The organism is Streptomyces sp. NPDC091292, from assembly GCF_044757265.1.
In the GTDB taxonomy this organism is placed as follows: domain Bacteria; phylum Actinomycetota; class Actinomycetes; order Streptomycetales; family Streptomycetaceae; genus Streptomyces.
The window spans coordinates 180642-204805 of record NZ_JBIVUQ010000014.1 but is presented as its reverse complement, the minus strand read 5'-3'; the positions used below and the strand labels follow the sequence as shown (position 1 = coordinate 204805).

Annotated in this window: 20 protein-coding genes; 9 read left to right on the top strand and 11 right to left on the bottom strand. The window is 70.6% G+C overall.

What is annotated here, in order from left to right; all coding sequences use genetic code 11:
• Positions 1-223: 223 nt before the first annotated feature.
• Positions 224-1213 carry a trypsin-like serine peptidase gene (locus ACIQNU_RS31210; protein WP_401372812.1) on the top strand — a complete coding sequence of 330 codons (990 nt, stop codon included), beginning with the start codon at positions 224-226 and terminating at the stop codon, positions 1211-1213.
• Between the two features lie 510 nt (positions 1214-1723).
• Entirely contained in the window at positions 1724-2566 is an 843-nt protein-coding gene (locus tag ACIQNU_RS31205) for a nitroreductase/quinone reductase family protein (RefSeq protein ID WP_401372810.1), read from the top strand.
• A gap of 110 nt (positions 2567-2676) precedes the next feature.
• Here ACIQNU_RS31205 and ACIQNU_RS31200 read toward each other — a convergent pair whose 3' ends face one another.
• A complete protein-coding gene (locus tag ACIQNU_RS31200; RefSeq protein WP_401372808.1) occupies positions 2677-2976 on the bottom strand; it encodes a hypothetical protein in 300 nt (99 codons plus the stop codon).
• A gap of 145 nt (positions 2977-3121) precedes the next feature.
• Between ACIQNU_RS31200 and ACIQNU_RS31195 the strand changes: the two genes are divergently transcribed.
• Positions 3122-3994, top strand: a complete 873-nt coding sequence (locus tag ACIQNU_RS31195) for an LLM class flavin-dependent oxidoreductase (RefSeq protein ID WP_401372807.1) — start codon at positions 3122-3124, stop codon at positions 3992-3994.
• A 113-nt stretch (positions 3995-4107) separates the two neighbouring features.
• Here the strand turns inward: ACIQNU_RS31195 and ACIQNU_RS31190 are convergent, their stop codons facing one another.
• The gene (locus ACIQNU_RS31190) at positions 4108-4929 is read right to left on the bottom strand and encodes a hypothetical protein (protein WP_401372805.1); all 822 of its coding nucleotides are present in this window, start codon (positions 4927-4929) and stop codon (positions 4108-4110) included.
• Positions 4930-5346: 417 nt separating this feature from the next.
• On the opposite strand from ACIQNU_RS31190, the gene ACIQNU_RS31185 reads away from it, so the two are divergent.
• Entirely contained in the window at positions 5347-6528 is a 1182-nt protein-coding gene (locus tag ACIQNU_RS31185) for a streptophobe family protein (RefSeq protein WP_401372864.1), read from the top strand.
• Between the two features lie 64 nt (positions 6529-6592).
• Here the strand turns inward: ACIQNU_RS31185 and ACIQNU_RS31180 are convergent, their stop codons facing one another.
• Both ACIQNU_RS31180 and ACIQNU_RS31175 read right to left on the bottom strand, forming a co-directional pair.
• Positions 6593-8983, bottom strand: a complete 2391-nt coding sequence (locus ACIQNU_RS31180; RefSeq protein ID WP_401372803.1) for an FHA domain-containing protein — start codon at positions 8981-8983, stop codon at positions 6593-6595.
• Between the two features lie 75 nt (positions 8984-9058).
• On the bottom strand, positions 9059-9601 hold the full coding sequence (locus tag ACIQNU_RS31175; protein ID WP_401372801.1) for a DUF2165 domain-containing protein: 543 nt from the start codon (positions 9599-9601) through the stop codon (positions 9059-9061).
• 251 nt (positions 9602-9852) lie between these two features.
• On the opposite strand from ACIQNU_RS31175, the gene ACIQNU_RS31170 reads away from it, so the two are divergent.
• The gene (locus tag ACIQNU_RS31170) at positions 9853-11127 is read left to right on the top strand and encodes an alpha-L-fucosidase (RefSeq protein ID WP_401372799.1); all 1275 of its coding nucleotides are present in this window, start codon (positions 9853-9855) and stop codon (positions 11125-11127) included.
• Positions 11128-11133: 6 nt separating this feature from the next.
• Here ACIQNU_RS31170 and ACIQNU_RS31165 read toward each other — a convergent pair whose 3' ends face one another.
• On the bottom strand, positions 11134-11961 hold the full coding sequence (locus ACIQNU_RS31165) for a helix-turn-helix transcriptional regulator (protein WP_401372797.1): 828 nt from the start codon (positions 11959-11961) through the stop codon (positions 11134-11136).
• Positions 11962-12075: 114 nt separating this feature from the next.
• Here ACIQNU_RS31165 and ACIQNU_RS31160 point away from each other — a divergent pair, with 114 nt between their 5' ends.
• Both ACIQNU_RS31160 and ACIQNU_RS31155 read left to right on the top strand, forming a co-directional pair.
• Positions 12076-13086 carry an SPFH domain-containing protein gene (locus tag ACIQNU_RS31160; RefSeq protein WP_401372795.1) on the top strand — a complete coding sequence of 337 codons (1011 nt, stop codon included), beginning with the start codon at positions 12076-12078 and terminating at the stop codon, positions 13084-13086.
• Positions 13083-14033 carry a hypothetical protein gene (locus ACIQNU_RS31155; protein WP_401372794.1) on the top strand — a complete coding sequence of 317 codons (951 nt, stop codon included), beginning with the start codon at positions 13083-13085 and terminating at the stop codon, positions 14031-14033. Before ACIQNU_RS31160 ends, ACIQNU_RS31155 begins: the two co-directional genes overlap by 4 nt.
• A 35-nt stretch (positions 14034-14068) precedes the next feature.
• Here ACIQNU_RS31155 and ACIQNU_RS31150 read toward each other — a convergent pair whose 3' ends face one another.
• The 4 genes from ACIQNU_RS31150 to ACIQNU_RS31135 form a co-directional block, all read right to left on the bottom strand.
• Positions 14069-14560 carry a nucleotidyltransferase domain-containing protein gene (locus ACIQNU_RS31150; RefSeq protein ID WP_401372792.1) on the bottom strand — a complete coding sequence of 164 codons (492 nt, stop codon included), beginning with the start codon at positions 14558-14560 and terminating at the stop codon, positions 14069-14071.
• 26 nt (positions 14561-14586) lie between these two features.
• The gene (locus ACIQNU_RS31145; protein WP_401372791.1) at positions 14587-15264 is read right to left on the bottom strand and encodes a L,D-transpeptidase; all 678 of its coding nucleotides are present in this window, start codon (positions 15262-15264) and stop codon (positions 14587-14589) included.
• Entirely contained in the window at positions 15254-15787 is a 534-nt protein-coding gene (locus tag ACIQNU_RS31140; RefSeq protein ID WP_401372789.1) for a SigE family RNA polymerase sigma factor, read from the bottom strand. Before ACIQNU_RS31140 ends, ACIQNU_RS31145 begins: the two co-directional genes overlap by 11 nt.
• A 286-nt stretch (positions 15788-16073) precedes the next feature.
• Positions 16074-16496: a hypothetical protein gene (locus ACIQNU_RS31135; RefSeq protein ID WP_401372787.1), complete on the bottom strand. Its 423-nt coding sequence runs from the start codon at positions 16494-16496 to the stop codon at positions 16074-16076.
• A 305-nt stretch (positions 16497-16801) separates the two neighbouring features.
• Here ACIQNU_RS31135 and ACIQNU_RS31130 point away from each other — a divergent pair, with 305 nt between their 5' ends.
• Complete coding sequence (locus ACIQNU_RS31130) at positions 16802-17959, top strand: S1 family peptidase (RefSeq protein WP_401372786.1); 1158 nt, start codon at positions 16802-16804, stop codon at positions 17957-17959.
• A 55-nt stretch (positions 17960-18014) separates the two neighbouring features.
• Here ACIQNU_RS31130 and ACIQNU_RS31125 read toward each other — a convergent pair whose 3' ends face one another.
• Both ACIQNU_RS31125 and ACIQNU_RS31120 read right to left on the bottom strand, forming a co-directional pair.
• The gene (locus ACIQNU_RS31125) at positions 18015-18731 is read right to left on the bottom strand and encodes a fibronectin type III domain-containing protein (RefSeq protein ID WP_401372785.1); all 717 of its coding nucleotides are present in this window, start codon (positions 18729-18731) and stop codon (positions 18015-18017) included.
• Between the two features lie 85 nt (positions 18732-18816).
• Entirely contained in the window at positions 18817-19428 is a 612-nt protein-coding gene (locus ACIQNU_RS31120) for a hypothetical protein (RefSeq protein ID WP_401372783.1), read from the bottom strand.
• A 250-nt stretch (positions 19429-19678) separates the two neighbouring features.
• Here ACIQNU_RS31120 and ACIQNU_RS31115 point away from each other — a divergent pair, with 250 nt between their 5' ends.
• Positions 19679-23968 (top strand): discoidin domain-containing protein, encoded by a 4290-nt coding sequence (locus ACIQNU_RS31115; RefSeq protein WP_401372781.1) that lies wholly within the window; start codon positions 19679-19681, stop codon positions 23966-23968.
• The last annotated feature ends 196 nt before the right edge of the window (positions 23969-24164 follow it).

Genomic DNA, 24164 nt, shown 5'->3' with positions numbered 1-24164 from the left:
GGGGACTCTGTCCGGAAACCGTCCACATATGGCATGGACATGTCCAGACCAAGCTGGGACTCTGACTTCGGTTCGCCGTGGACAACGTTGTCGGTTCGCAGAGATGGACAACGTTGTCCACCCCCCACCATGCACGCACCACATGCACCCGCACCCCGCACCCCGGCACCCCCGTACTCCCTCCCCCCACACAGAACTTGGAGCCGCCTCCATGAAACGAGCCATGACGTTCCTGAGCGCGCTGACCCTCGCCACCACCGGCTGGGCCTTCGGCACCGCCCAGGCCGCCGCGCCCGCACCCACCGGCACGCACACCACCGCCGTGTCCGCCGCCGAGCAGCGCGCCGCCCTCCACTTCTGGACTGACGAACGGCTGCGTACCGCAAGGGACATGACGACGTCGCCGACCACGACCGCCACCGCCACCGCGACGGCTGCTGAGAAGGCACCCCACATACAGGTCCCCCCACTCTCCGCCCCCGCCACTATCACGCCCAACACCCCCACCCCTCCCTCACTGCGCGCCTCCTCCCCCACGGCCTGGACCGGCGACGGTCTGATCAGCACGACCGCGGGCAAGGTGTTCTTCCAGAACGCGTCCGGCGGGACCTTCGCGTGCTCGGCCACGGTCGCCAACAGCGACAACCGGTCCGTCGTCCTCACGGCGGCCCACTGCGTGGTCAACTCCGGTACCGGCGAGGTCTACCGCAACTGGGTCTTCATCCCCGGCTACGCCAACGGCAACCGACCCTTCGGCACCTTCACCGCCTCACGCCTGATCACGGACGCGCAGTACGTGTCGACGGCGGGCAACGCCAACTGGGACTTCGCGTTCGCCGTGCTCGGTACGGTGAACGGCCGGACGGTCGGCGACACCGTCGGTGCCGAGGGCATCGCGTTCAACTCCCCCACCGGCCGCCATGTGCACTCCTTCGGCTACGGGGGTTCGGCGGCCGAGGGCAACGGTGAGCGGCTGAACCACTGCGAGGGCGACGAGTTCGCCGACGCGGGCCGGCCGGGTTCGACGATGTGGGGCATCGACTGCGTCCAGACCGGCGGTTCGAGCGGCGGCGGCTTCCTCGCCGACTTCAACACGGGGAACGGCGGCGGCTATCTGATCGGCAACATCAGCGTCAGCGCGGGCGCCAACGAGTACCACCCGACCCTGGGCAATGAGGCGCTGGCCGCATACCGCCAGGCAGGCGCGTCCTAGCCTTTGGCCGCCGAGCTTCAGGCGAACATCGGCCCCATTCAGTTCGTACGGAGCACGCAGGGCGTAATTCCCCAGCGCGCGCGAGACGCCCGACGCCCGGCATCCCGGCGGATGCCGGGCGTTCGCCTCATCCCGATGCCGGAAGGGTTACGCGAACGGCTGCATATTGCTTCCATATTGCTTCCCCGCGTTCCCTGCCATAGGGTTTCTCGCATGACTGCCGGGTCGGCCATGGGCCATACACGAGTGGGGCTCCCGGCCTCGGAGTGATTCCGGGGCGGGCGCGAGGCCCTCCATTCTCTTTACCCTTCCGCGTGTTGAGTGCGCGCTCTTCCGCATGCCTCCACGCTTCCTCTCTCACCACGGCCTCAGTGCGCCGTGGAATTCTCAGCCGCCCGCCGGGCGGTTGCTCCGCATGCCTGCCTTCACGCCCTGCCCACCTCTGCGGCCCGGCGTTTCATCGGCATGCCCGAAACAGCACCTCCCCCTGCCCCGTAAAGAAAGCCGAGAATGCCGAACGATTTCAATCAGCAAGTCATCGACGAATTCCGCGCCAACAACGGACGCGTCGGCGGCCCCTTCGAGGGTGGCCGGCTCCTCCTGCTCACCACCACCGGTGCCCGCTCCGGAGCCCCGCACACCACTCCCGTCGGCTACCTTCCCGACGGCGGCGAACGTGTCCTCGTGATCGCGTCGGCCGCGGGCGCCCCGAAGCACCCCGCCTGGTTCCACAACCTCGTGGCGCACCCCCGTGTCACCGTCGAGGACGGCGTCTTCGTCTACGAGGCGGACGCCACCGTCCTGGAGGGCGACGAGCGCGACACCGCTTTCGCGCGCGCCGCCGAGGCGGATCCCGGCTGGACGGAGTACCAGGCCCGCACGGAACGGATCATCCCGGTGGTCGCCCTCACCGCCATCCACAACGGGCCGCCCACCACCGCCGCCACCTCCTTCGGCGAGGCACTGCGCACGATCCATGACGCCTTCCGCCGTGAACTCACCCTGATCCGCAAGGAGATCGCCGCGTCGGGCCCCGGCCTGGGTGCTCAACTGCGCGTGAACTGCCTCAGCTTCTGCCAGGGTCTGCACAACCACCACCAGGGCGAGGACGCCGGAATCTTCCCGTTCCTCGCCGCACGCCATCCCGACATCGCCCCGACGATGGAGCGGTTGCACGAGGAGCATGTGGCGATCGCCGGGCTCGTCGAGGAGTTGCGGACGGTCGTCGCCGACGCCGACGCGGACCCCGCGACCGTACGCGCCGAAGTGGAGCGGCTCTCGGACGCGCTCGAACGTCATCTGACGTACGAGGAGGAGCAGTTGATTCCGGTGTTCGAGGCGTCGGGTCCGTGACCGTGTAGCGCCGGCCGGGCATATGAAAGGCGCCGGTCACGGAGGGGTGCTCCATGACCGGCGCCGGACCGGGCGGCGTACACGACCGGGTGCGTCCAGGTGGACCGTGCCTAGTACTCCACGGCGGGCAGCAGCCCGGTGACGGGAGCGACCAGGTCGGTCACCTGGTGGAGTTCGTTGAGGCGGCTCACGCCCTCGTGCAGCCCGCCGAGCTGGCCGGTGACGGTCGGCATCTGGGCGCGGTGCTCCGGCGTCACGGAGTTCGCGGAGAGCGAGTCGAGCTGGCCGACGACGGAGGGCACTTCCAGCGCCTGCTGCGAGGTGCCGGCCGCGAGCGCGGTGGGGGCGGCGAGTGCCGAGGCGCCGGTGGCGAGGGCCACGGCGGCGAGGATGCGTCGTGTTGAGGTCATGCCCCGTGCAACGCCCGAGGTCACGGCTGGACACGGCCGTTCGGCGGGGCTCACCCGTGGGGCGCATCCGGTCACCGTGCGCACACCTGGTCGACAGGAGGGAAAGCAGTTGTCCGTGGTGAGCCGGGCGGGTAGGAAGGGGCGCATGACTGATCTCGGAGCGGTTTTCCGTCCCCAGCTTCCCCCGGAACGGCTGCGGCAGGTGGTCCGCTCGGCCGAGGCCGCCGGACTTGAGGAACTCTGGCTCTGGGAGGACTGCTTCCTGGAGAGCGGTATCGCCAGTGCCGCCGCAGCGCTCGCCTGGACCGACCGCTTGAAGGTCGGGGTCGGCCTGCTGCCGGTGCCGTTGCGGAACGTCGCGCTCACCGCGATGGAGACCGCGACGCTGCTCCGGCTGTTCCCCGGGCGGCTGACGCTCGGTGTCGGACACGGGGTGCAGGACTGGATGGGCCAGGTCGGCGCCCGGGTCGAGTCGCCCGTGACGTTGCTGCGCGAGTACCTGACCGCGCTGCGCGCCCTCCTCGCGGGCGAGCGGGTCACCACACAGGGCCGCTATGTGCGGCTCGACGGCGTGGCGCTCGACTGGCCGCCCGCGACGGCGCCCGCCGTGTTCGCGGGGGCGACCGGTCCACGGTCGCTACGGCTGACCGGCGAGGCGGCGGACGGCACGGTCCTCGACGCGTCGGCCTCACCCGACACGGTACGCACGGCACGGGCGCTGGTGCGGGAGGGGCGGGCGGCGGCCGGGCGCTCCGGCGACCACCCGTTCGTCGTCTACCTCCTCACCACGACCGGCCCCGACGCCGCCGTGCGCCTCCACGCCGAACTGTCCGCCCAGGGCGCCGAACCCGACCCGGACCTCGGGGTCGCCGGCGACGCGCGGGCGGTGGCCGATGCGGTGCAGCGGCTCGTGGAGGCGGGCGCCGACACGGTGGTGCTCCAGCCCACCGGCGACGAACCGGATCCCGAAGGGTTCGTACGGTTCGTGGCCGACGAGGTGCGCCCGCTGGTTCCGTAGCGGACGCACCAGTCACCTTCGGTGGTCATGGAGCGGCGCCTCTCCCCGGTGGTCCGGGAAGGGGCGCCGCTCTGCTCGCGCGTTCTGCTCGCGTATCGCCGGCAGGGGCCTGGTCAGGGGCAGCTGGCGATGGTGCTGCGCGCACGTTCCGGGTTGGCGTGCTCGACCTTGCAGGTGTCCTCGCCGATTCCGCCGTCGACGACACCCCAGCCCGGTCCGACCTTGAGGACGGTGTCGCCGGTGCCACGGATCGTGTCCAGGCCGGGGCCGCCCTGGATGACTCCGCCGGTCTCGACGCCGACGCCCTTCGCCTCGATGATGTCGTCCTCGCTGCCGCCGAGCACCCGGCCGCCGAAGTCGATGACACCGGTGGAGATGGTGTCGTTGCCGTCATTGCCGAAGACCTGGCCGCCGCCGCGCATGAACGGCCCTGGCTGGCCGAAGACGCTGCCGACGGTGATGGTGTCGTTGCCCTGGTCGCCGTAGACGGTGGCGCCGTGCTCTGCGGTGCCGATCACGGTCGCGACGATGATGGTGTCGTCGCCCGCGCCGCCCCGAATGGTGCTCTGCCCCTGGCGCGGCAGCAAGTGGCTGGTCTGGATGCGGTCGTTGCCGTCGCCGCCGAGGATCTGCGAGTCGATGATGAGACCCTTGACGCGGATGTTGTCGTCACCGTCGTCGCCCCAGATCGTGACGTTCTCGACGTCGTTCTCGCACTCGATCACGTCGTTGCCCGGGGTGCCCCTGACCATGTCGCCGGGGGGCGCCGCCTTGCCGTTGACCACACAGTGGTGCGACGGCAGGCCGGATTCGGCCTGGACGGGCGTGACCGTCAGCGAGGCCACCGCGATGACGGTGGCGACGACGGCCAGACCACGCAGTGCGGTACGGGGCCGGGCTCGGTCGGTGCGCGGCCATGAGGGCTGAGCGGGCATACGGGTCTCCTGAGGGGAGGCGGGCGTGACCGCCCCACCGTGCGCCCCGGCCGAGGGACACGCCCGAACATTTGACGCAGCGTCACCCGGCCGGACCCCGCGCCCCGCGCTCACCTGCGCACGACCGCTTCGGCCGCCACGCCGGGGTGGCGGGCAGCCGGGTGACGCGCACCCCCGACCGGACCTGGCCCGATCCACGACGGCGACGGCGACGGCTACGGCGACGGCCACGGCTGTACGGCAAGCTGACGCGGTCGGCCCTCCCGAGGGGCGCCGTGGGGGCGCGCTGCTTAGCGTGACTGCGTGAGCCAGCCCAGATCGCCGCGCCGTACGGACGTACCGGCTGCCGTGCGGCCCGCTCCGCACGGCTGGGGCTGGGTCCAGGCGCTGATCGCGGTGCTCGCCTCGCTCGTCACGATGGGCGTCCTGGCCGCGCTCGGCCTGTGGGCCGCCGGCGCGAACGGGCTGCCGGACTCCGCGTTCCCGAGGGTCGTCGTCGCGGTCGTCGTCATCGCCGTCGGCGGGTCCGTGGACATCTCGGGCGGCGCGGGCGCCCTGGCCACGACACACGGTGACCTGACGGTGCTGCCGCTGTCGGTGACGCTGGCCGGCGCGCTGGTGATGGGCGCAGCCTTCCTGCGTCCGCTCCGCCGTCGGGCGGTGGCGGGGACAAGGGAACTCGCCGGCTGGGCCGCGCGGATCGCCGTGTTGTGGGCCCTGGCTCTGATCGGGCTGTCCCTCGCGGCCAGGCAGGAGTTCGCGGTGTCGACCGGGAACGGCACGCTGAACGCGATCGGCAACCTGCTGGGCACCTCACCGACGGTCGCCTTCCGGGCCGATGTGCCCCTCTCCGTCGTGATCGGCCTGGTCTGGCTGGCCGGTCTCTTCGTGCTGACGCTCCTCGCCTCCCGCAGCGCCCCACTCCCGTCCCGGCTCGTCCCCTTCCATGAGTCGGTACGGCCGACCGCGCACGCCATGGTCGTGCTGCTGCTCACCTACGTCGCCGGAGGACTCGTCGTCGGCCTGGTCGTGGCGGCGAGCCGGGGGCACACGGCGGAGACGTTCGCCGTGCTGCTGCTCGGGCTGCCGAACCTGGTGTGGCTCGCTTTCACCCTCGGGCTCGGGGTCTCGTGGGAGGGCCGGGTCGAAGGGCCGTTCGGGCTGCCGATGCCGCAGATCCTGGACACCGTGCTGCGCCACCCCGGGAACTCGACGGTGAACGTCCGTACGCTCGCCGCCGTCGACGGCCGGGCGTGGTGGCTGATCGTCGTCGCGGCGGTGCTGCTGCTGGCCGCCGCGTTCCTGTCGGCGGCCCGCTCGCCCACCCTGGTGCCCGCCTGGCGGCACGCCGTGCGTTTCGCGGTCGCGCTGGTCGTGACGGTGCTCGCGATCTGCCTCCTCGCCCGGGTCTCCGCGCACTACGGACTCTCGCTGCTCGGCATCGGCTCGGTCGGCGGCGCCCTGTCCGGCGAGGTCGTCCTGTGGCCCCACTGGTGGACGGCGCTGGGGTTCGCCGCGCTGTGGGGCCTGGTCGCCGGTTTCCTGGGCGCGCTGTCGGCCCGAGGGGTGCGGCGACGCGGCGGGGTCGCGCGCAGGTAAGGACTCGTACACAGGTAAACAGGTACGCAGGGGGCAGCGGCCCGCTTCGGCTCGCCCCCCGGTGTCACCTCCGCATGACCGCGGGCTCCTGTCTCCTCAGCAGCCGGGTGATCACGTACCCGAAGACCGCCGACAGGACGACGAGCATGCCGATGTCGAGGAGCCAGACGCCGGGCGAGTGGTGCAGGAGTGGGTCGGCGGTCAGGTTGCCCGGGGCGATCGTCGCGAGGTCGACCGTGCTGCCCATCGCGGCGAGCGCCCACCGCGAGGGCACCAGCCAGGACACCTGTTCAAGCCCCGGCACCCCGTGCAGTTTCAGCAGGGCGCCGCAGAACACCACCTGGACGATCGCGAGGAGCACCAGGAGCGGCATGGTGACCTCCTCCTTGCGCACCAGCGCGGAGACGAGGAGGCCGAGCATCATCGAGGTGAACGCCAACAGGGCGACGGCGAGGGTGATCTCCACGAGGGGTGGCAGGAACACCCCTCTGCCGCCGGGCGCGTCGAGGTCGACGCCGAGGAGCGCGACCAGGGTGAGCACGACGGCCTGGAGCACGGTGATGGTCCCGAGGACGATGACCTTCGACATCAGGTACGCGGATCTGGAGAGCCCGACGGCCCGTTCCCGCCGGTAGATCACACGCTCCTTCACCAGTTCCCGTACGGAATTGGCGGCGCCGGTGAGGACGCCGCCGACGCACAGGATGAGCAGCGCGTTCATCGCGGTCTGCTGGGTCAGCCGGCTGCCGGCGAGTGCGCGGGCCATGGCGCCCATCACGAACGGCAGCACGACCATGATGACGAGGAAGGTCCGGTCGGCGCCGAGCGCGGCGGCGTACCGTCTCACCAGGGTGCGCAGTTGGGCGCCCCAGCTCTGGGCCTTCGGCGGCGGCGCGGGAACGATGGTCACCGCGTCGTGCGGGAGGTCCGGCAGGGCGACGGGGGCCGCGGGGGCGACGATGTACATCTCGTGGAGCGGGGATGCCCAGTACTCGCCCGCCCAGTCCCGCGTGCGGTCGTGTTCGAACGCCTCGAACGCCTCGGGCCACTCGGTGAACCCGAAGTACGGCAGGGCGTCGCGCGGTGGACCGTAGTAGGCGATCCTGCCGCCGGGCGCGAGGATGAGCAGCCGGTCGCAGACGTCGAGGCTGAGCACACTGTGGGTGACGACGACGACCGTGCGGCCGTCGTCGGCGAGGCCGCGCAGCATGTTCATCACGGAGCGGTCCATGCCGGGGTCGAGTCCGGAGGTGGGCTCGTCGAGGAAGAGCAGCGACGGTTTGGTGAGGAGTTCCAGGGCGACGTTGACGCGTTTGCGCTGGCCGCCGGAGAGGCGGTGGATGGGCTGGTCGGCGCGCTGCTCCAGGCCGAGTTCGCGGATGACCTCCTCGACCCTGGCCCGGCGTTCGGCGTCGGAGGTGTCCTGCGGGAAGCGCAGCCGGGCCGCGTAGCCGAGGGCGCGGCGCACGGTGAGCTGGGCGTGCAGGATGTCGTCCTGCGGTACGAGTCCGATACGGCGGCGCAGCTCCGCGTAGTCGTGGTAGAGGTCGCGGCCGTCGTAGAGGACGGTGCCGTGGTCGGCGGGGCGCAGTCCGGTGAGGGCGTTCAGGAGCGTCGTCTTGCCGGCGCCGCTCGGGCCCACCACGGCGAGCAGGAACTTCTCGCCGACGGGGAACGACACGTCGTCGAGCAGCGTCTTGCGCCCCTGGTCCACCTCGACGGTCAGGTCCTGTACGTCGAGGGAGACCTCGCCCGTGTCGACGTACTCCTGCAACTGGTCGCCGACGAGGCAGAACGTCGAGTGACCGATGCCGACGATGTCACCCTCGACGACCGGGGCCCGCCGGACCGGGCGGCCGTTCAGATAGGTGCCGTTGTGGCTGCCGAGGTCGACGATCTCGTACGTGCCGTCGGCGTGGGTCCGCAGTTCGGCGTGGTGGCGGGAGACGACGAGGTCGTCGATGACGAGGTCGTTGTCGGCGGCGTGTCCGATCCGGACGGTGCGGGTGGGCAGCGGGCGGACGGAGGCCGGGTGCCGGAAGGTGCCGCTGACGGCCGGGGCGACGACGGCGGCGGGGCGGGCGGTGAGCGGATGGGCCTGCGAGAGCGGTACGGGCGCGGGCGACGGCGGCAGGTCACGGTCGGTGAGCAGGACGCGGGGGCCGTCCTCCGGGCTGCCGAAACGGATCTCGGAGCCGGGGCCGACGCCGTGCGCGAAGATGCGCAGGCCCTCCTCGTAGGTGCCGTTCGTGCTGCCCTCGTCCTCCAGGGTCCAGTGGTCGGCCTCCACCCGGATGACCGCGTGGTGCCAGGAGACCCGGGGGTCGTCGATGACGATGTCGCTCGACGGGTCGCGCCCCACGTGGTAGTCCCGGCCCGGGGTCAGCACCGTGGAACCCGTGTCGGTCTCCAGGACGAGGTCCGGTGCGGTCGGCACGACGGGCCGCTCTACCATGCCGGAATTCTACCCATTGGTAGGCATGTGCGCCCGCCCGACCGAGGACGGTGGGACGGGTTCAGTCCTTGGGCTTCAGTCCTTGGCCAGATGCGTCACGATCAGCGTCACGCCGGCCAGGGTGACCACCCGGATCGCCGCATCCAGGCCGTTCCAGTTCTCCGACTGCCACATGGCGAACCACTCGCCGCCGATCCCGATGAAACCGAGCCCGAAGAGCAGGAGCAGCATGACCAGGCCGAGGGTGCCCGCGCGCCGCGCGCGGTCGGCGCCGCCCGACCGCCCCAGGGCCCGGCACCACAGCCAGGCGGACGTCAGCAGCAGCACCGCCGCGACGGTCTCCCAGACGATGACGGCCACGTAAACGATGTCGGCGAGGGTGTGCGAATCAATCGCGCGCCACATCAGGTCGGGGTCCTTGAACGTGGTGTCCATCGCGAGGACATGCCGGACGAACTGCTGATTGGTCCCGAAGTCCGTGATGTTGCCGAGGGCGACGAGCGCGGTGTAGACGGCGACGGTCACGGTCAGCGCGGTCGCCGCTAGCGGCAGCGTGCCCCAGGAGAGGACACGGTCGAGCGTGCCGCCGGCCCCGGTCCTGCGTTCTCGGTCCAGCACTGTGTCCCCCTCGCTCCCCCGCACTCGGCGGGCCCGCCCCGGTCGATCATCAACGAGCATGCGCCGGGCGCCACTTGGGCGCCACCGTCGGCGATCGAATCCGGCCGCGCGCGAACCCGGGGCGACAGCAACGCGACAGCAGAGCGACACCGGGGCTGCACGGCACCACTCGGACCCCAAGGGTGAAAACGGACCACCAATGGTGACCCCTGCCCACGCGCCGCCCGACCGCCCCCGCCTAGCGTGACGGCATGCCGATGCAACCCTGGTTCTCCGACGCAAAGTTGGGCATTTTCCTCCATTACGGTATCTACGCGGTCGACGGCGTGCCCGAGTCCTGGGCGTTCTACACAGGCGACGTCCCGCACGACCGGTACATGCGGCAGCTCGACGGATTCACCGCGTCCCGCTACGACCCGCGCGCCTGGGCCGACCTGTTCGCGCGGACGGGTGCCCGGTACGCGGTACTCACCGCCCGGCACCACGACGGCGTCGCCCTGTGGGGCACGGCCCACGGCGACCTGAACGTGGTCCGCCGCACCCCCGCGGGCCGCGATCTGGTCGCCCCCTATGTCGACGCGCTGCGCGAACGCGGCCTCAAGGTCGGCCTGTACTACTCGCACTCGGACTGGAACCACCCGGACTACGCGAGCGTCGTGCACCCCGACCCGCCGGCTCACGACGGTGTGGCCACCAACCCGTACGTGACCCCGAAGGACGGCGTCGAGGACCCGGCGGCATGGGCGCGCTATCTCGCGTACCGCGACGGCCAGGTCGGCGAACTCGTGGAGCGGTTCCGGCCCGACCTGCTGTGGTTCGACGGGGAGTGGGAGCGCAGCGAGGAACAGTGGCGGATACGGGAGCTGGCGCGGCGCATCCTGGCGGGCAACCCGGAGACGGTCCTCAACGCGCGCATGCTGAGCCAGGGCGACTACGCGACCCCGGAGCAGGGCCTGCCGGTGCGGATCCCGGACGGGCCCTGGGAGCTGTGTCTGACGGTCAACGACTCCTGGGGCCATCAGCCCGCCGACGACCGCCACAAGTCGGTCGGCATGCTGGTGCGCTACTTCGCCGAGACGATCGGCATGGGCGGCAACCTCCTCCTCGGCGTCGGCCCCCGCGAGGACGGCACGGTGCCTGAGGCGCAGGCCGAGCGGCTGACGGGCCTCGGCGACTGGATCGCCCGGCACGCCGACGCGGTGTACGGCACGTCCGCCGGACTGCCCCCGGGCCACCACTACGGCCCGAGCACCCTGTCCGCCGACGGCCGCACCCTGTACCTGTTCTGCTTCGACGCGCCGCGCGAGCATGTCGCGGTACGGGGGCTGCGTACGCCGGTGAAACGGGTCCGCGTCGTCGGCACGGGCGCGGAACTCGGCCATGTCGTCGTCGGCGGGCTGCACGAGGTGCCCGGTGTGACGTGGATCGACGCGCCGGCGCCCGGTGACATCGACCCGTACGCGACGGTCCTCGCCCTGGAACTCGACGGGGATCTGGACGTGTACCGGGGCAAGGGGCGGGACTGACCGGGATCAGATGGTGCCGCCGCGCAGGGCGCGCGGGGACGCGCCGAGTTCGCGGCGGCACGCCTTGTTGAACGCCTGGAGGTCGGCGATACCGACCGATGCGGCAACGGCCGAGATCGACAGGGTCGACTCGCGCAGCAGATGCCGGGCCCGCTCCATCCGGCGGGCGCGGATGTAGGCGACGACGGTGCCGCCGGTCTCCGCGCGGAACAGCCGGGTCAGATGGTTGTGCGAGACACCGGCGGCCCTCGCCAGGTCGGGCACGGTCAGCGGCCCCGCGAGATGTGACTCGATGTGCGCCATCGCCGCCGCGACGGGGGCGGGCGCCCGGCGCGGTCCCCCGTCCGGCGCGGCCAGTTCTGCCAGTTCTGCGACGCACCACAGCGCCGTCCACACCTCGGCGGCGGCACGTGCGGGGTTACGGGGCGCCACGGCGACGGCGCGGCGGAGCAGTCCCGTCAGCAGGGGTGTCTCGGCGCCGGCGTCCTGCATCACCGGAACCGCCAGGGCCGCACCTGTCGTACCTGTCGCAGCTGGCGCACCCGTGTCGCTCGGCGCGAAGTGTACGTACAGATGCTCCGACCGCCCCCGGTACCGGAAGTGGACCTCGGCCCCGGGCGGGACCAGACTCACGCGGCCGGGCCGGATCGCGTACGGGGTGCCGTCCACCGTGAGGTCGGCCGTGTACCCGTACAGGTGGAACTGCCACAGATCAGGGAGGCGGAAGGTGTCCGTGGGGCCTGTGGTGCCGTGGACGCCCACGCCGAGGCTCGCCAGGCGCGGGGGCGCGTCCAGACACAGGGTCACGTGGGGCCCGCTCTCGCCGGGAATCACGGTGAGAAGCTACCAGCGGAGCCGGGCGCGGGGGCGCGCGGATGCCCCCTTTCGTCTCCTTGACGATAATCGGCGCGGACCGATATCGTCGCCATGACGAAAAGGGGGATCTCCATGGCCGACATCAGCAGGCGCCTCGGCTGGCGACACCTGCGCTCCGCGCCCACCGCACACGTCCGGCACCACAAGGGCGGCAAGCTCGTCCACGACGGCCCGGGGCTCAGCTTCTGGTACCGGTCGCTGACCGCCGCGCTCTCCGAAGTGCCCGTGGACGACCGCGAGTTGACGATGGCCTTTCACGCCAGGACCGCCGACTTCCAGGACGTCACGGTGCAGGCCACCGTCACGTACCGCGTCGGCGACCCGGCCCTCGCCGCCGCCCGCCTCGACTTCTCCGTCGACCCGGACACCGGAGTCTGGCGCGGCACACCCCTGGAGCAGATCTCCACCCTGCTCACGGAGGCCGCACAGCAGCACACGCTCGACACCCTCGCCCGCAGCCCCCTCGCCGACGTCCTGCTCACCGGCGTCGCCTCTGTGAGGGAGCGGATCGAGGAAGGTCTCGCCACCGAGCCGCGGCTGCCCGCGACGGGACTCGAAGTCGTCGCGGTCCGCGTCGTCGCGATCCGCCCCGAACCCGACGTCGAACGCGCCCTGCGGACCCCCGCCCGGGAACAGATCCAGCAGGAGGCGGACCGGGCGACGTACGAGCGGCGGGCCGTCGCGGTGGAGCGGGAGCGCGCCATCGCCGAGAACGAACTCGCCAGCAAGATCGAACTCGCCCGCCGTGAAGAGGAGTTGGTCGAGCAGCGCGGCACCAACACCAGGCGCGAGGCGGAGGAGAGCGCGGCGGCCGACGCGGTACGCGCCGAGGCGGAGGCGGCCCGCAGTGTGCGGCTCGCCCGCGCGGAGGCCGAGGCGGCCCGGCAGGTGGGCGAGGCCCGCGCGGACGCGCAGGCGGCCTGGCTGCGGGTGCACGCCGAGGTGGATCCGGCGACGCTGCATGCCCTGGGTCTGACGCGGCTCGCCGAGAACCTGCCGCGCATCGACAGCCTGACGCTCTCGCCCGACGTCCTGACGGGGCTCCTCGCGAAGCTCGGCGCCACGGGAGGCGGACGGCCGTGAGCCTCGCGCCGCGTGTGGTCCTGGTCCACCGGGTCACCGAGTACCAGGAGCTGCTGGCCCACCACGGCACCCACGGGCAGGCCGAGTTCTTCCTCACCTCACGCGGCGCCTCACGCGGCCGGAGCCTGACGGAGGCGGCGGACCGGCATGCCCGCACACACAGCGCGCTCGCCGAGGTGACGGCCGCCGTTCCGCTGGCATGGCGTCACGTACGCGTCGAGCGCTCCGATCTGGACCGGTTCCTGTTCGCACCCGAGGACGTGGTCGTGGTCGTGGGGCAGGACGGTCTCGTCGCGAACACCGCCAAGTACCTCGCGGGTCAGCCGGTGATCGGTATCGACAGCGACCCCGGGCGCAACCCCGGGGTCCTCGTACGGCACCGGGCGCGGGACACGGCGGCGCTGCTGCGCGCCGCCGTGTCGCGTACGGGCGCCTTCGACGACCTCACGATGGTGGAGGCCGTCGCCGACGACACCCAACGGCTGCTCGCGCTCAACGAGATCTATCTGGGCAGACCCGACCATCAGACGTCCCGCTACCTCCTGGGGACGGACCCGCCGGGCGGCGCCGGTTCGAAGGGCGGGAAGGGCGGGAAGGGCTCCGACGGCGACGAGGCGCAGGCGTCGTCGGGTCTGGTCGTCGGCACCGGCACGGGTGCCACCGGCTGGCTGCGGTCCCTGTGGCTGGAGCGCGGGAGCGCCCTCGCACTGCCGGGACCGACCGATCCGGCGCTCGCCTGGTTCGTCCGCGAGGCATGGCCGTCGCCCGCCACCGGCACCACCCGCGTCCAGGGCACACTCACCCGTGCCGGACGGCTGCGGCTGACGGTCGAGTCGGAACGCCTGGTCGCCTTCGGAGACGGTATGGAGTCGGACGCGCTGGAGTTCACCTGGGGGCAGACGGTACGGCTCGGCGTCGCGGACACCCGGCTGCGGCTGCTCGTCTGAAGGCCGCGCCTCCTCGACTCCGTCGGAAGACTCCGTCAGAAGTGGGTGGCGATCCCGAAGGCGTCGCGCAGCAGCGCCATGTCGTGCAGGTCCCGCTCCGCCGGCTCGTACCCCTGGTGGAAGCGGACCTGCTGCTCGGCGGAGAGACACGGGACGGTGGCGCCCTGGATCGTGCCGGTGGAGAAGCAGGACGCCGGGTAGGTGAAGGGGTGCTCCGGGTCCATGGACGTCTGGACCGCTGAGCCGTCGGGTGCGAACTCCAAGGGGTGCAGGTCGAGTTCACGGCCCCGGCCGTCGGCGAGGACGAAGCGGACGGGCCGCCAGTCGACGGTTTCCGTGAACCCGGCGGCGCCGAGCGCGGCGAGCAAGTCCGGTTCCTGTTCGGCCCGGTGGACCAGGTCCAGGTCCCGGTGCGGGCGGGTGGCCCGTCCCACGAGCGCGTCGATCCCCCAGCCCCCGCCGATCCAGACTTCGGCCCCCGCGTCGTGGAGCAGCGCCAGGACGGCGAGTACGTCGTCGCCGGTCATCCTCGCCCCGACCCCCTCGTCGCCGGTCACCGCGGCCCCGGCTGGGTCGTGACCTTGCCGCGCGGGACGGCGGAGGTGGTGGCGTTGGCGGGCTCCGGGCCCTCGACGGTCACCTCGTCGCCCGGCCTGACCTGCGTGTAGAGCCACTTGGCGTCGCGCGTACGCAGTCCGATCCAGCCGCCCGTGGCGTCGTACTCGCCCGGCGCCTTCTCGTTGAACGTGAGCGCGACGATGTAGTTCGTGCCGCCACTGGGCGTACGCAACTGCACCACCCACGGCAGTCTCATGTCGTACATGCCGAAGGTCGCCGAGGTGGCGGAGAGTCGCTGCGTCGCGTATTTGGCGACGACGGTCATGCGGCCGGTGGGCGTCGGGCTCTTGGCGTCGCCCGTGGAGACCGGGAGGTCGCGGCCGTCGACGGTCATGGCCCGGCGCTCCAGGTCGACCGTGGCGAACGGCTCCTCGGTGTCGCTGGGTGCGGCGGCCCGGACCGGGCGGGTGTGGGGCGCCTCGTCGCCGAAGTCGGCGGTGAGCGCGAGGGTGAGGGCGGCGATGCCGACGGCGGCGCTCCCGGCGAGGCCCGTCCTGCGCATCCGCCTGCGGCGTACGGCCCGGCGGCGGATCTCGGCGGCGGGCACGACCGGTGGCATGCGGTGCCCGGCGGCGAGGTCGCGCAGCGCGAGAGTGAGGCGATCATCGGACACGGCCGTCCTCCTTCTCACCCTTCTCACCCGTCTCGCCGAGGGCTTCCGCGTCCGCCAGGGACAGGTGCCGGGCCAGCGCGGTGCGTCCACGCGACAGCCGGGCCTTGACGGTGCCGATCGGCGCGCCGGTTTCGGAGGCTACCTGTTCCAGGCTCATGTCGCACAGATGGTGCAGGACCACGGCAAGGCGCTGCGGTTCCGGAAGCTTCCGCAACGCCTGGACGAGCGCGGTGCGTTCCGGTCCTGGGCCCGGCGTCGGTTCGGGAGGCGGGGTGCGGCGCACGATGTCGGCCCAGCGGCGGGCGCGGCGCCAGCGGCTCACGGCGAGCCGCATCGCGACGGTGCGCACCCAGGCCTCGGGAGCCTGGTCGGCGAGCAGGTGCTGACGCTTGTCCCAGGCCCGTACGAAGGCTTCTTGGGCGACGTCCTGGGCCTCGTTGCGGTCGCCGGTGAGGGCGAACATCTGGCCCACGAGGCGGGGGAACGCGGCGGCGTAGAACACGTCGAACTCCTCCTCGGTCATGCCCCGCCAGCCTCACAGACTTCCCGGTGTGCCGTACGACCCGCCCGTCTCCGTCCCGCGTGCCGGTCGCGTACATCGAAGCACAGGGCGGTACTTGAGCCGAGCGCGACCCGGGACGCACCGTTCGGGACGGGTTCCGGGACGCGCGGGTGTGACGACGGCGGTTACGCGTGCGGGTCGGTCCCCCGGCCGCAACCGCCGCGAACCCGGCCGCGAACGCCGCGAACCCCGCCGCGAACGCCACGAACCCGGCGGCAGCCGTCGCGTCCCGGACCGTGGCTCGAAGTCACCACAACCCCGCGCCCGCGGGTATCCCGAAGCGGGACGCCATGCGCTGCATCCGCAGGGCGTCCACGGACTCCGCCATCAGTTCGTACTCCGTGGTGTCGTCCTGGGCGGCGAACCGCATCAGCCGGCCGCCCGTCAACTCCACCGCCACGGCGTCCTGTTGGGCCGGGTCGCCGCACCACACCCGCAGGGCGGTGGGGACGTCGGGGGTGCCGTCCGCCACGGGCGCCAGCGCGCCCGACGGGAAGGGTGCTCCTTCGGGGTCGGGATCGAGCCTTTCGGCGATCCACAGGGCCCGGTCCCGCAGCCACCACAGGGCGAGCGGCAGTGTGGGCGCGCGATAGGTGCCGAGCGGTACGCCGACCCATTGACCGCCGCACACGCCGTACGCGGTGAGCTGGCACAGGAATTCGTCGTGCACGGCCACCTCCGTGGCGTCTGCGTGCCGAGCACGGGGTTTCGGGGCCCCCGTAGCTCCTTCCCCTCTCTATTGCCCCTATTGACTCGCTGTCACCATGCGATTCCAGCCAGTCTCCAGACTGCTTCACGACAACTCGTGTCCGAAACCGCTCGGTGCGCCTCCTGGACACCGCACATGAGGCCGTTCATTGGCATGGACCTGCTCATGATCCTCCGTTAGGCTCCCCACCGGCAGTCCCTGAGAGCGCTCTCTCGGGGCTTTGCTGTTCCTCCCCCACACGCTGGAACAACGAAGGGCCACACCCCATGAGACCCACGAAGACCCTGCGTACCGCCCTGTCCGCACTCCTCGTCGCCGGCCTCTGTACCGCGGCGGGGCTCGTCCCCGCGTCGGCCGCCGACAACTCCGCGTCCTCCGGCGCGGCCGAGGCTCCCGCCTCGGGGGCGCTGCTCTCCGCCATGCAGCGCGATTTCGGGCTGACCAAAAGTCAGGCCGAGGCGCGGATCGCGGCGGAGAAGACGGCAACCGCCGTCGAGGGCAAGGCGCGCAAGGCCGCCGGTTCGTCGTACGGCGGTTCCTGGATCGACTCCGAGACATCGCGGCTGACCGTCGCGCTGGCCGACACGAGCAAGGCGTCGGCGGTACGGGCGACCGGGGCGAGCGTGAAGCTCGTCGAGCACACCGCCAAGGAGCTGGACGCCACCAAGGCCCGTATCGACAAGCTCAAGGCGCCGCAGGGCGTCGCCAGTTGGCGCGTCGACCCGAAGACGAGCCGCGTGGTGGTCGAGGTGGTCTCGGCCAAGAAGTCTGACAACGATGTCCGCTCCTTCCTCGCCAAGGCCCGCAAGACGGGTCCCGTGACCGTGGGCGAGACCGCGCACACCCCGACGACCTTCGCGGCCGGCACGGTCGGCGGCGACCCGTACTACACGGGCAACGTCCGCTGTTCGATCGGCTTCTCGGTGTACGGCGGGTTCGTGACGGCCGGTCACTGTTCGGTCCCCGGACCGGCGGTGTACGGCTGGGACCGCTCGTACATAGGCAACTTCCAGGGCTCGACCTTCCCGGGCAACGACTACGCCTGGGTGAACGTCGGCAGCGGCTGGTGGACCGTCCCGGTCGTCCTCGGCTGGGGTCAGGTCTCCGACCAGCTGGTGCGCGGGTCGAACGAGGCCCCGATCGGCGCCTCGATCTGCCGGTCGGGCTCCACGACGCACTGGCGCTGCGGCAATCTGCTGGCCAAGAACGAGACGGTCAACTACAGCCAGGGCGCGGTCTACGGGATGACGAAGACCAGCGTGTGCGCCGAGGGCGGCGACTCGGGCGGCTCCTTCATCAGCGGTGACCAGGCGCAGGGTGTCACGTCGGGCGGCTGGGGCAACTGCAGCTCCGGCGGTGAGACCTGGTACCAGCCGGTCAACCCGATCCTGAACCGCTACGGGCTGACCCTGCACACCGCGTAACAGGCACTGGCGTAACACGCACTTGCGGGAAGGGGACCCCGGGGACGGGCGCGCGTCAGCCGTCCCCGGGGTCCTTGCCGGTGGTCACCCGCACCGTGTTCGACCGCTCGCCGTACCGGAAGGCGCGGACCCGGTACGAGGCGTGCTTCTCCTCCGGGAGGGTGCTGAGGCCGAAGGAGTTGATGTCGGGGTCGAGGACGGCCACCACGCGGTACGCGGCGCTGCCCTCGGGTCTGTTCTCCAGGAGGTAGCCGTCCTCGTCGGACGCGTGGTCGGTCCAGGTGAAGGAGACGCCGTTGGCCTGCTCGACCTTTGCCTTGAGGGCGGTGGGTGCGGCAGCGGCGGCGCGCAGCGGGTGCGTGGCGACGCCTTCGGCGCGGACCGTCCTGGGGCGGGCCCAGACGGCGTCGTCGTTCCGGTCGTCGGCGCCCGGTCCGCCGGGTGGCAGGTCGACCGTCACGGGTCGTGAGACCGGGCCCGTGTAGGCGCGCAGGCGGTAGTAGAAGGTGGTCTCCGGTATGAGCCGGGGGTGCTGATAGGACGTCACCCCGGTCGGCAGATACCCGAGAATCGTGTACGGGCCCTTGGGGTCCGTCGCGTACTCCAGCGCCTGGCCGGACGCGGTGGACGGCGCCGTGGTCCAGGTCAGCCGGGTGTCGACGGGTGAGACACGCGTGGCGCGCAGGGCGGGGTCACGGGCGGGGGAAGTCGCGGTCCCGCCGGGCTCCGGTGCCGAGCAGCTCACCGTGCCGGCGCCAATCAACAGGGCCACGAGCACGGCCCGTTGAAGAATCCGAACGACCCAGTGGACTTGGTGGACCCGGTGGACCCGTACACGATTCCGGGGCGTCATCGGGTCACTTCCGCCAGAACTTGACGTTGCTCCAGCTGACGGTGACCGGTCCGTTGCCGCTGTTGGTGCGGTAGGCGCCGAACTTGTCGTAGTAGCTGCCGGACGCGCTCGACACCGCGTTCACCAACGAGCCGTTGATGTAGGTGCGGTGGGTCTTGCCGACCTGGTTCACGGTGTTGACCCGGACGGTGGCGCCGACGGTGCCCGCGTTCGGCGACAGGGTGGCCCCGCCCTCCACGCTGTAGAGCCGTCCGCCGCGCTCCACGGCCAGCATGAAGAACGGGCCCTGGGAGCCGCTGGTGTCACGGAAGGTCTGCTTCAGGCTGATCCGGCTGCCGCCCATGCTGGAGATCCGGAACGAGCCCTCGAACTGATGGGTGCCGCCGGTGTAGGTGGCGTAGCGGCGCTCGGCACGCTGCTCACCACTGGTGTCGCCGCAACTCAGGCTGAAGGTGAGCCCGCTGATGGTGCCGCAGCCCCGCTCCTGGGTGGTGAACGAGGGTGACTCGGATGTCCAGCCGCCGGGTTCGACCTCGGCGTGGGCCTGGGGTGCGGTGACCGCCAGGAGCCCGCAGACGGCGGCTAAGCCGGCGCCCGCGCGCTGTGTCTTCGACATGGTCGTGTGCACAGTTCCGATCCCTTCACTGCGATTCACATGACTGAACGATGGCCTGTCATTTGAACGAGTGGCGCGTGGAGCAGTAAAGGACCGGACCAGTCCGGCGTCAAGGGCCGTGCGCGATCACGCAGGGTTCAGCAAGAAGGTCTGTTCAAACCGTGGACTTGAAAACACCGTTCTGCAATTCTCCAACAACTGAACGCAAGAACCTGAGCCTCCGGATCAAGCAGCCATGGACAGGGGAAGCATGAGAAGACATCGTTGGCGATGGCGGACGCTGGCCGCCCTCCTCACGGCCGCCCTCGTGATGATCGGACTCCCGGCCCTGACCGCCTCGGCGGCCGGGGGTCCGAACCTCGCCGCGGGCAAGACGGCCAAGGCGAGCAGCGCGAAGGCCGACTACGGCGCGGCGAACGTCACCGACGGCAACGCGTCGTCGTACTGGGAGAGTTCGGGCTCGGACTTCCCGCAGTGGGTACAGGCCGACCTCGGCGCGAGCACGCGCGTGGACGAGGTCGTCCTGAAGCTCCCGGGTTCCTGGGAGAGCCGTACGCAGACCCTGTCCGTGCAGGGCAGCAGCGACGGCACCGGTTTCGACACCATCAAGACCTCGGCCGCGTACAGCTTCAGCCCGGGGTCGGCGAACACGGTCACGATCGCCTTCCCGGCGACGCAGACGCGCTACGTCCGGGTGAACATCACCGCCAACTCGGGCTGGGGAGCCGCCCAGCTCTCCGAGTTGGAGGTGCACGGCGCGAGCGACTCCTCGGGCAACCTGGCCCGCGGCAAGACGTTCACGGCGAGCAGTTCCACACAGACGTACATCCCGGCCAACGCCGGTGACGGCAACAGCTCCAGCTACTGGGAGAGCGCCAACGGCAACCTCCCGCAGTGGATCCAGGCCGACCTCGGCGCGTCCCTGCGCGTGGACAAGGTCGTGCTGCGGCTCCCGGCGGGCTGGGGCACCCGGACCCAGACCCTGAAGATCCAGGGCAGCACCAACGGGACGGACTTCTCCGACCTCGTGGCCTCGAAGGGGTACGAGTTCAGCGCCGCGAACGACCAGTCGGCGACGCTCTCCTTCGACGCCACCACCACGCGGTACGTACGCGTCGTGGTCAGCGCCAACACGGGCCAGCCGGCCGGGCAGTTGTCCGAGCTTGAGGTCTACGGACCCACCACCGGCGACACCCAGGCGCCGACCGCGCCCGGCTCACTGTCGTACACGGAGCCCGCGACCGGCCAGATCAAACTCACCTGGACGGCGTCCACGGACAACGTCAAGGTCACCGCGTACGACATCTACGCCAACGGGGTGCTGCGTTCAACTGTCGACGGCGCCGTCACCACGTACACGGACACCCAGCCCGCGTCCGAGACGGTCTCCTACTACGTGCGCGCGAAGGACGCGGCGGGCAACCAGTCCGCGAACAGCAACACCGTCACCAGGAACGGCGACTCGGGTGACACGCAGGCACCGACCGCGCCGGGCAGCCTCGCCTTCACGGAGGCCGTGGCCGGTCAGGTCAAACTGACCTGGCAGGCGTCGACCGACAATGTGAAGGTCACCGGCTACGACATCTACGCCAACGGGACACTCCTCAAGAGCGTCGCAGGCGATGTCACCACGTACACCGACACCCAGCCGTCCTCGGCGACGGTGACGTACTACGTGCGGGCCAAGGACGCCGCGGGCAACCAGTCCGCGAACAGCAATTCGGTGACCCGTAACGGCTCCACGAGCGACGACGTGAATCTCGCCGTGGGCAAGGCGATCAGCGCGTCCTCGTCGGTGTTCACGTTTGTCGCGACGAACGCCAACGACGGTCTGACCAGCACCTATTGGGAGGGCGCCGGAGGCAGTTACCCGAACACGCTGACGGTGAAGCTGGGCGCGAACGCGGATGTGAACACCGTGGTCGTGAAGCTCAACCCGGACGCCGCGTGGAGCCAGCGCACGCAGACGTTCCAGGTGCTCGGCCGGGAACAGAACGCGACGGACTTCACCAGTCTGGTGGCGGGCAAGGACTACACGTTCAACCCGTCGAGCGGGAACACCGTGTCGATCCCCGTGACCGCCCGGGTCGCGGACGTCCAGCTGAAGTTCACCGCGAACACCGGTGCTCCGGCCGGTCAGGTCGCGGAGTTCCAGGTACTCGGCACCCCCGCGCCGAACCCCGATCTGGTCGTCACTTCGATCACCTCCGCGCCCGCGGACCCGATCGAGTCCGACCCGATCAGCCTCACCGCGACGGTCCGCAACATCGGCAACGCCGCGTCCGGCGCCACCGATGTCGCGTTCCAGCTCGGCGGCACCAAGGTCGGCACGGCCGCCGTCAGCGCGCTCGCGGCCGGTGAGTCGAAGACCTTCACGGCGACCATCGGCGCCAAGGACGCCGGGACCTACCAGGTCGGTGCCGTGGTCGACCCGGACAACAAGGTCATCGAGCAGAACGACGGCAACAACAGCTACACCAGTCCGACAGCGCTGGTCGTCAAGCCGGTGTCCAGCTCGGACCTGGTCGCGTCGGCGGTGAACTGGTCGCCGAGCGCCCCGGCCGGGGGCGACACGGTCACGTTCTCCGTCGTCCTGAAGAACCAGGGCACCATCGCGTCGGCGGGCGGCAGCCACGGCATCACGCTGACGGTCCTCGACGCGAACGGCTCCACGGTCCGCACCCTCACGGGCGCGTACGACGGGGTCCTGGCGGCCGGGGCGAGTTCGAACGCGATCAACCTCGGTACCTGGCCGGCGGTGAACGGCAAGTTCACGGTGAAGACCGTGATCGCCGCCGACGCCAACGAGGTCCCGGTCAAGCGCGAGAACAACACCTCGTCCAAGCCGCTGTTCGTCGGGCGGGGCGCGAGCATGCCGTTCGACATGTACGAGGCCGAGGACGGCACCGTCGGCGGTGGCGCGAAGACCGTCGGCCCCAACCGGACCATCGGTGACATCGCGGGCGAGGCATCGGGCCGCAAGGCCGTCACGCTCGACAACACCGGCAACTATGTGGAGTTCACGGCCAAGGCCAGCACGAACACGCTGGTCACCCGCTTCTCCATCCCGGACGCGGCGGGCGGCGGCGGCACCAACGCGACGCTGAACGTCTACGTCGACGGCACCTTCCTCAAGGCCATCGACCTCACGTCGAAGTACGCGTGGCTGTACGGCAACGAGGCGGGCCCCGGCAACTCGCCGAGCGCGGGCGACCCCCGTCACATCTATGACGAGGCGAACATCATGCTCGGCCGTACAGTGCAGGCGGGCAGCAAGATCCGGCTCCAGAAGGACGCGGCGAACACCTCCAAGTACGCCATCGACTTCGTCAGCATGGAGCAGGTCACCGCCACACCGAACCCGGACCCGGCGACGTACGCCGTACCGACCGGTTTCGCGCACCAGGACGTGCAGAACGCGCTCGACAAGGTGCGCATGGACACCACGGGCAAGCTGGTCGGTGTCTATCTGCCGGCCGGTGACTACGAGACGTCCAGCAAGTTCCAGGTGTACGGCAAGGCGGTCCAGGTGGTCGGGGCCGGGCCCTGGTTCACCCGGTTCCGCGCGCCGTCGTCGCAGGAGAACACGGACATCGGCTTCCGCGCCGAGAACTCGGCGAAGGGCTCGTCGTTCGCGAACTTCGCGTACTTCGGGAACTACACGTCCCGTATCGACGGACCGGGGAAGGTGTTCGACTTCTCCAACGTCTCCGACATCACCATCGACAACATCTGGAACGAGCACATGGTGTGCCTCTACTGGGGCGCCAACACCGACAACATCACCATCAAGAACTCCCGTATCCGCAACATGTTCGCCGACGGCGTCAACATGACCAACGGCTCCACCGACAACCACGTCGTCAACAACGAGGCGCGGGCGACCGGCGACGACAGCTTCGCGCTGTTCTCGGCGATCGACGCGGGCGGCGCGGACGAGAAGAACAACGTCTACGAGAACCTGACCACGATCCTGACCTGGCGTGCCGCGGGAATCGCCGTCTACGGCGGTTACAACAACACCTTCCGCAACATCCACATCGCGGACACCCTGGTCTACTCCGGCATCACGGTCAGCTCTCTGGACTTCGGCTATCCGATGAACGGCTTCGGCACCGAACCGACGACGCTGGAGAACATCTCCATCGTCCGCGCGGGCGGCCATTTCTGGGGCGGACAGACCTTCCCCGGTATCTGGATGTTCTCCGCGTCGAAGGTGTTCCAGGGGATCCGCGTCAACAATGTCGACATCGTCGATCCGACGTACAGCGGCATCATGTTCCAGACCAACTACGTGGGAGGCCAGCCACAGTTCCCGGTCAAGGACACGATCCTCACGGATGTCACGATCACCGGGGCGCACAAGAGCGGCGACGCGTACGACGCGAAGTCGGGCTTCGGGCTCTGGGCGAACGAGATGCCCGAGGCGGGGCAGGGTCCCGCGGTCGGTGAAGTCACCTTCCACAACCTGAAGATGAGCGACAACGCACAGGACGTGAAGAACACGACGTCCACCTTCAAGATCAACCTACTGCCGTAAGGCGACCGCTCACCGGGGCGGGCGACGGGGTCTTTCTTCCCGTCGCCCGCCCCCTCGGCGTTCCCGGGGGCACTGCGCCGTTCGGTGCAGCTCACATGCCCGAGTCGAGAATCGGATATAGGGTTTATTCCGGGTCGACCCGGAATAAACCACGGGCCGGTGTCCAGTACAGCCCGGCGCAATCCGCCCGCTCGGG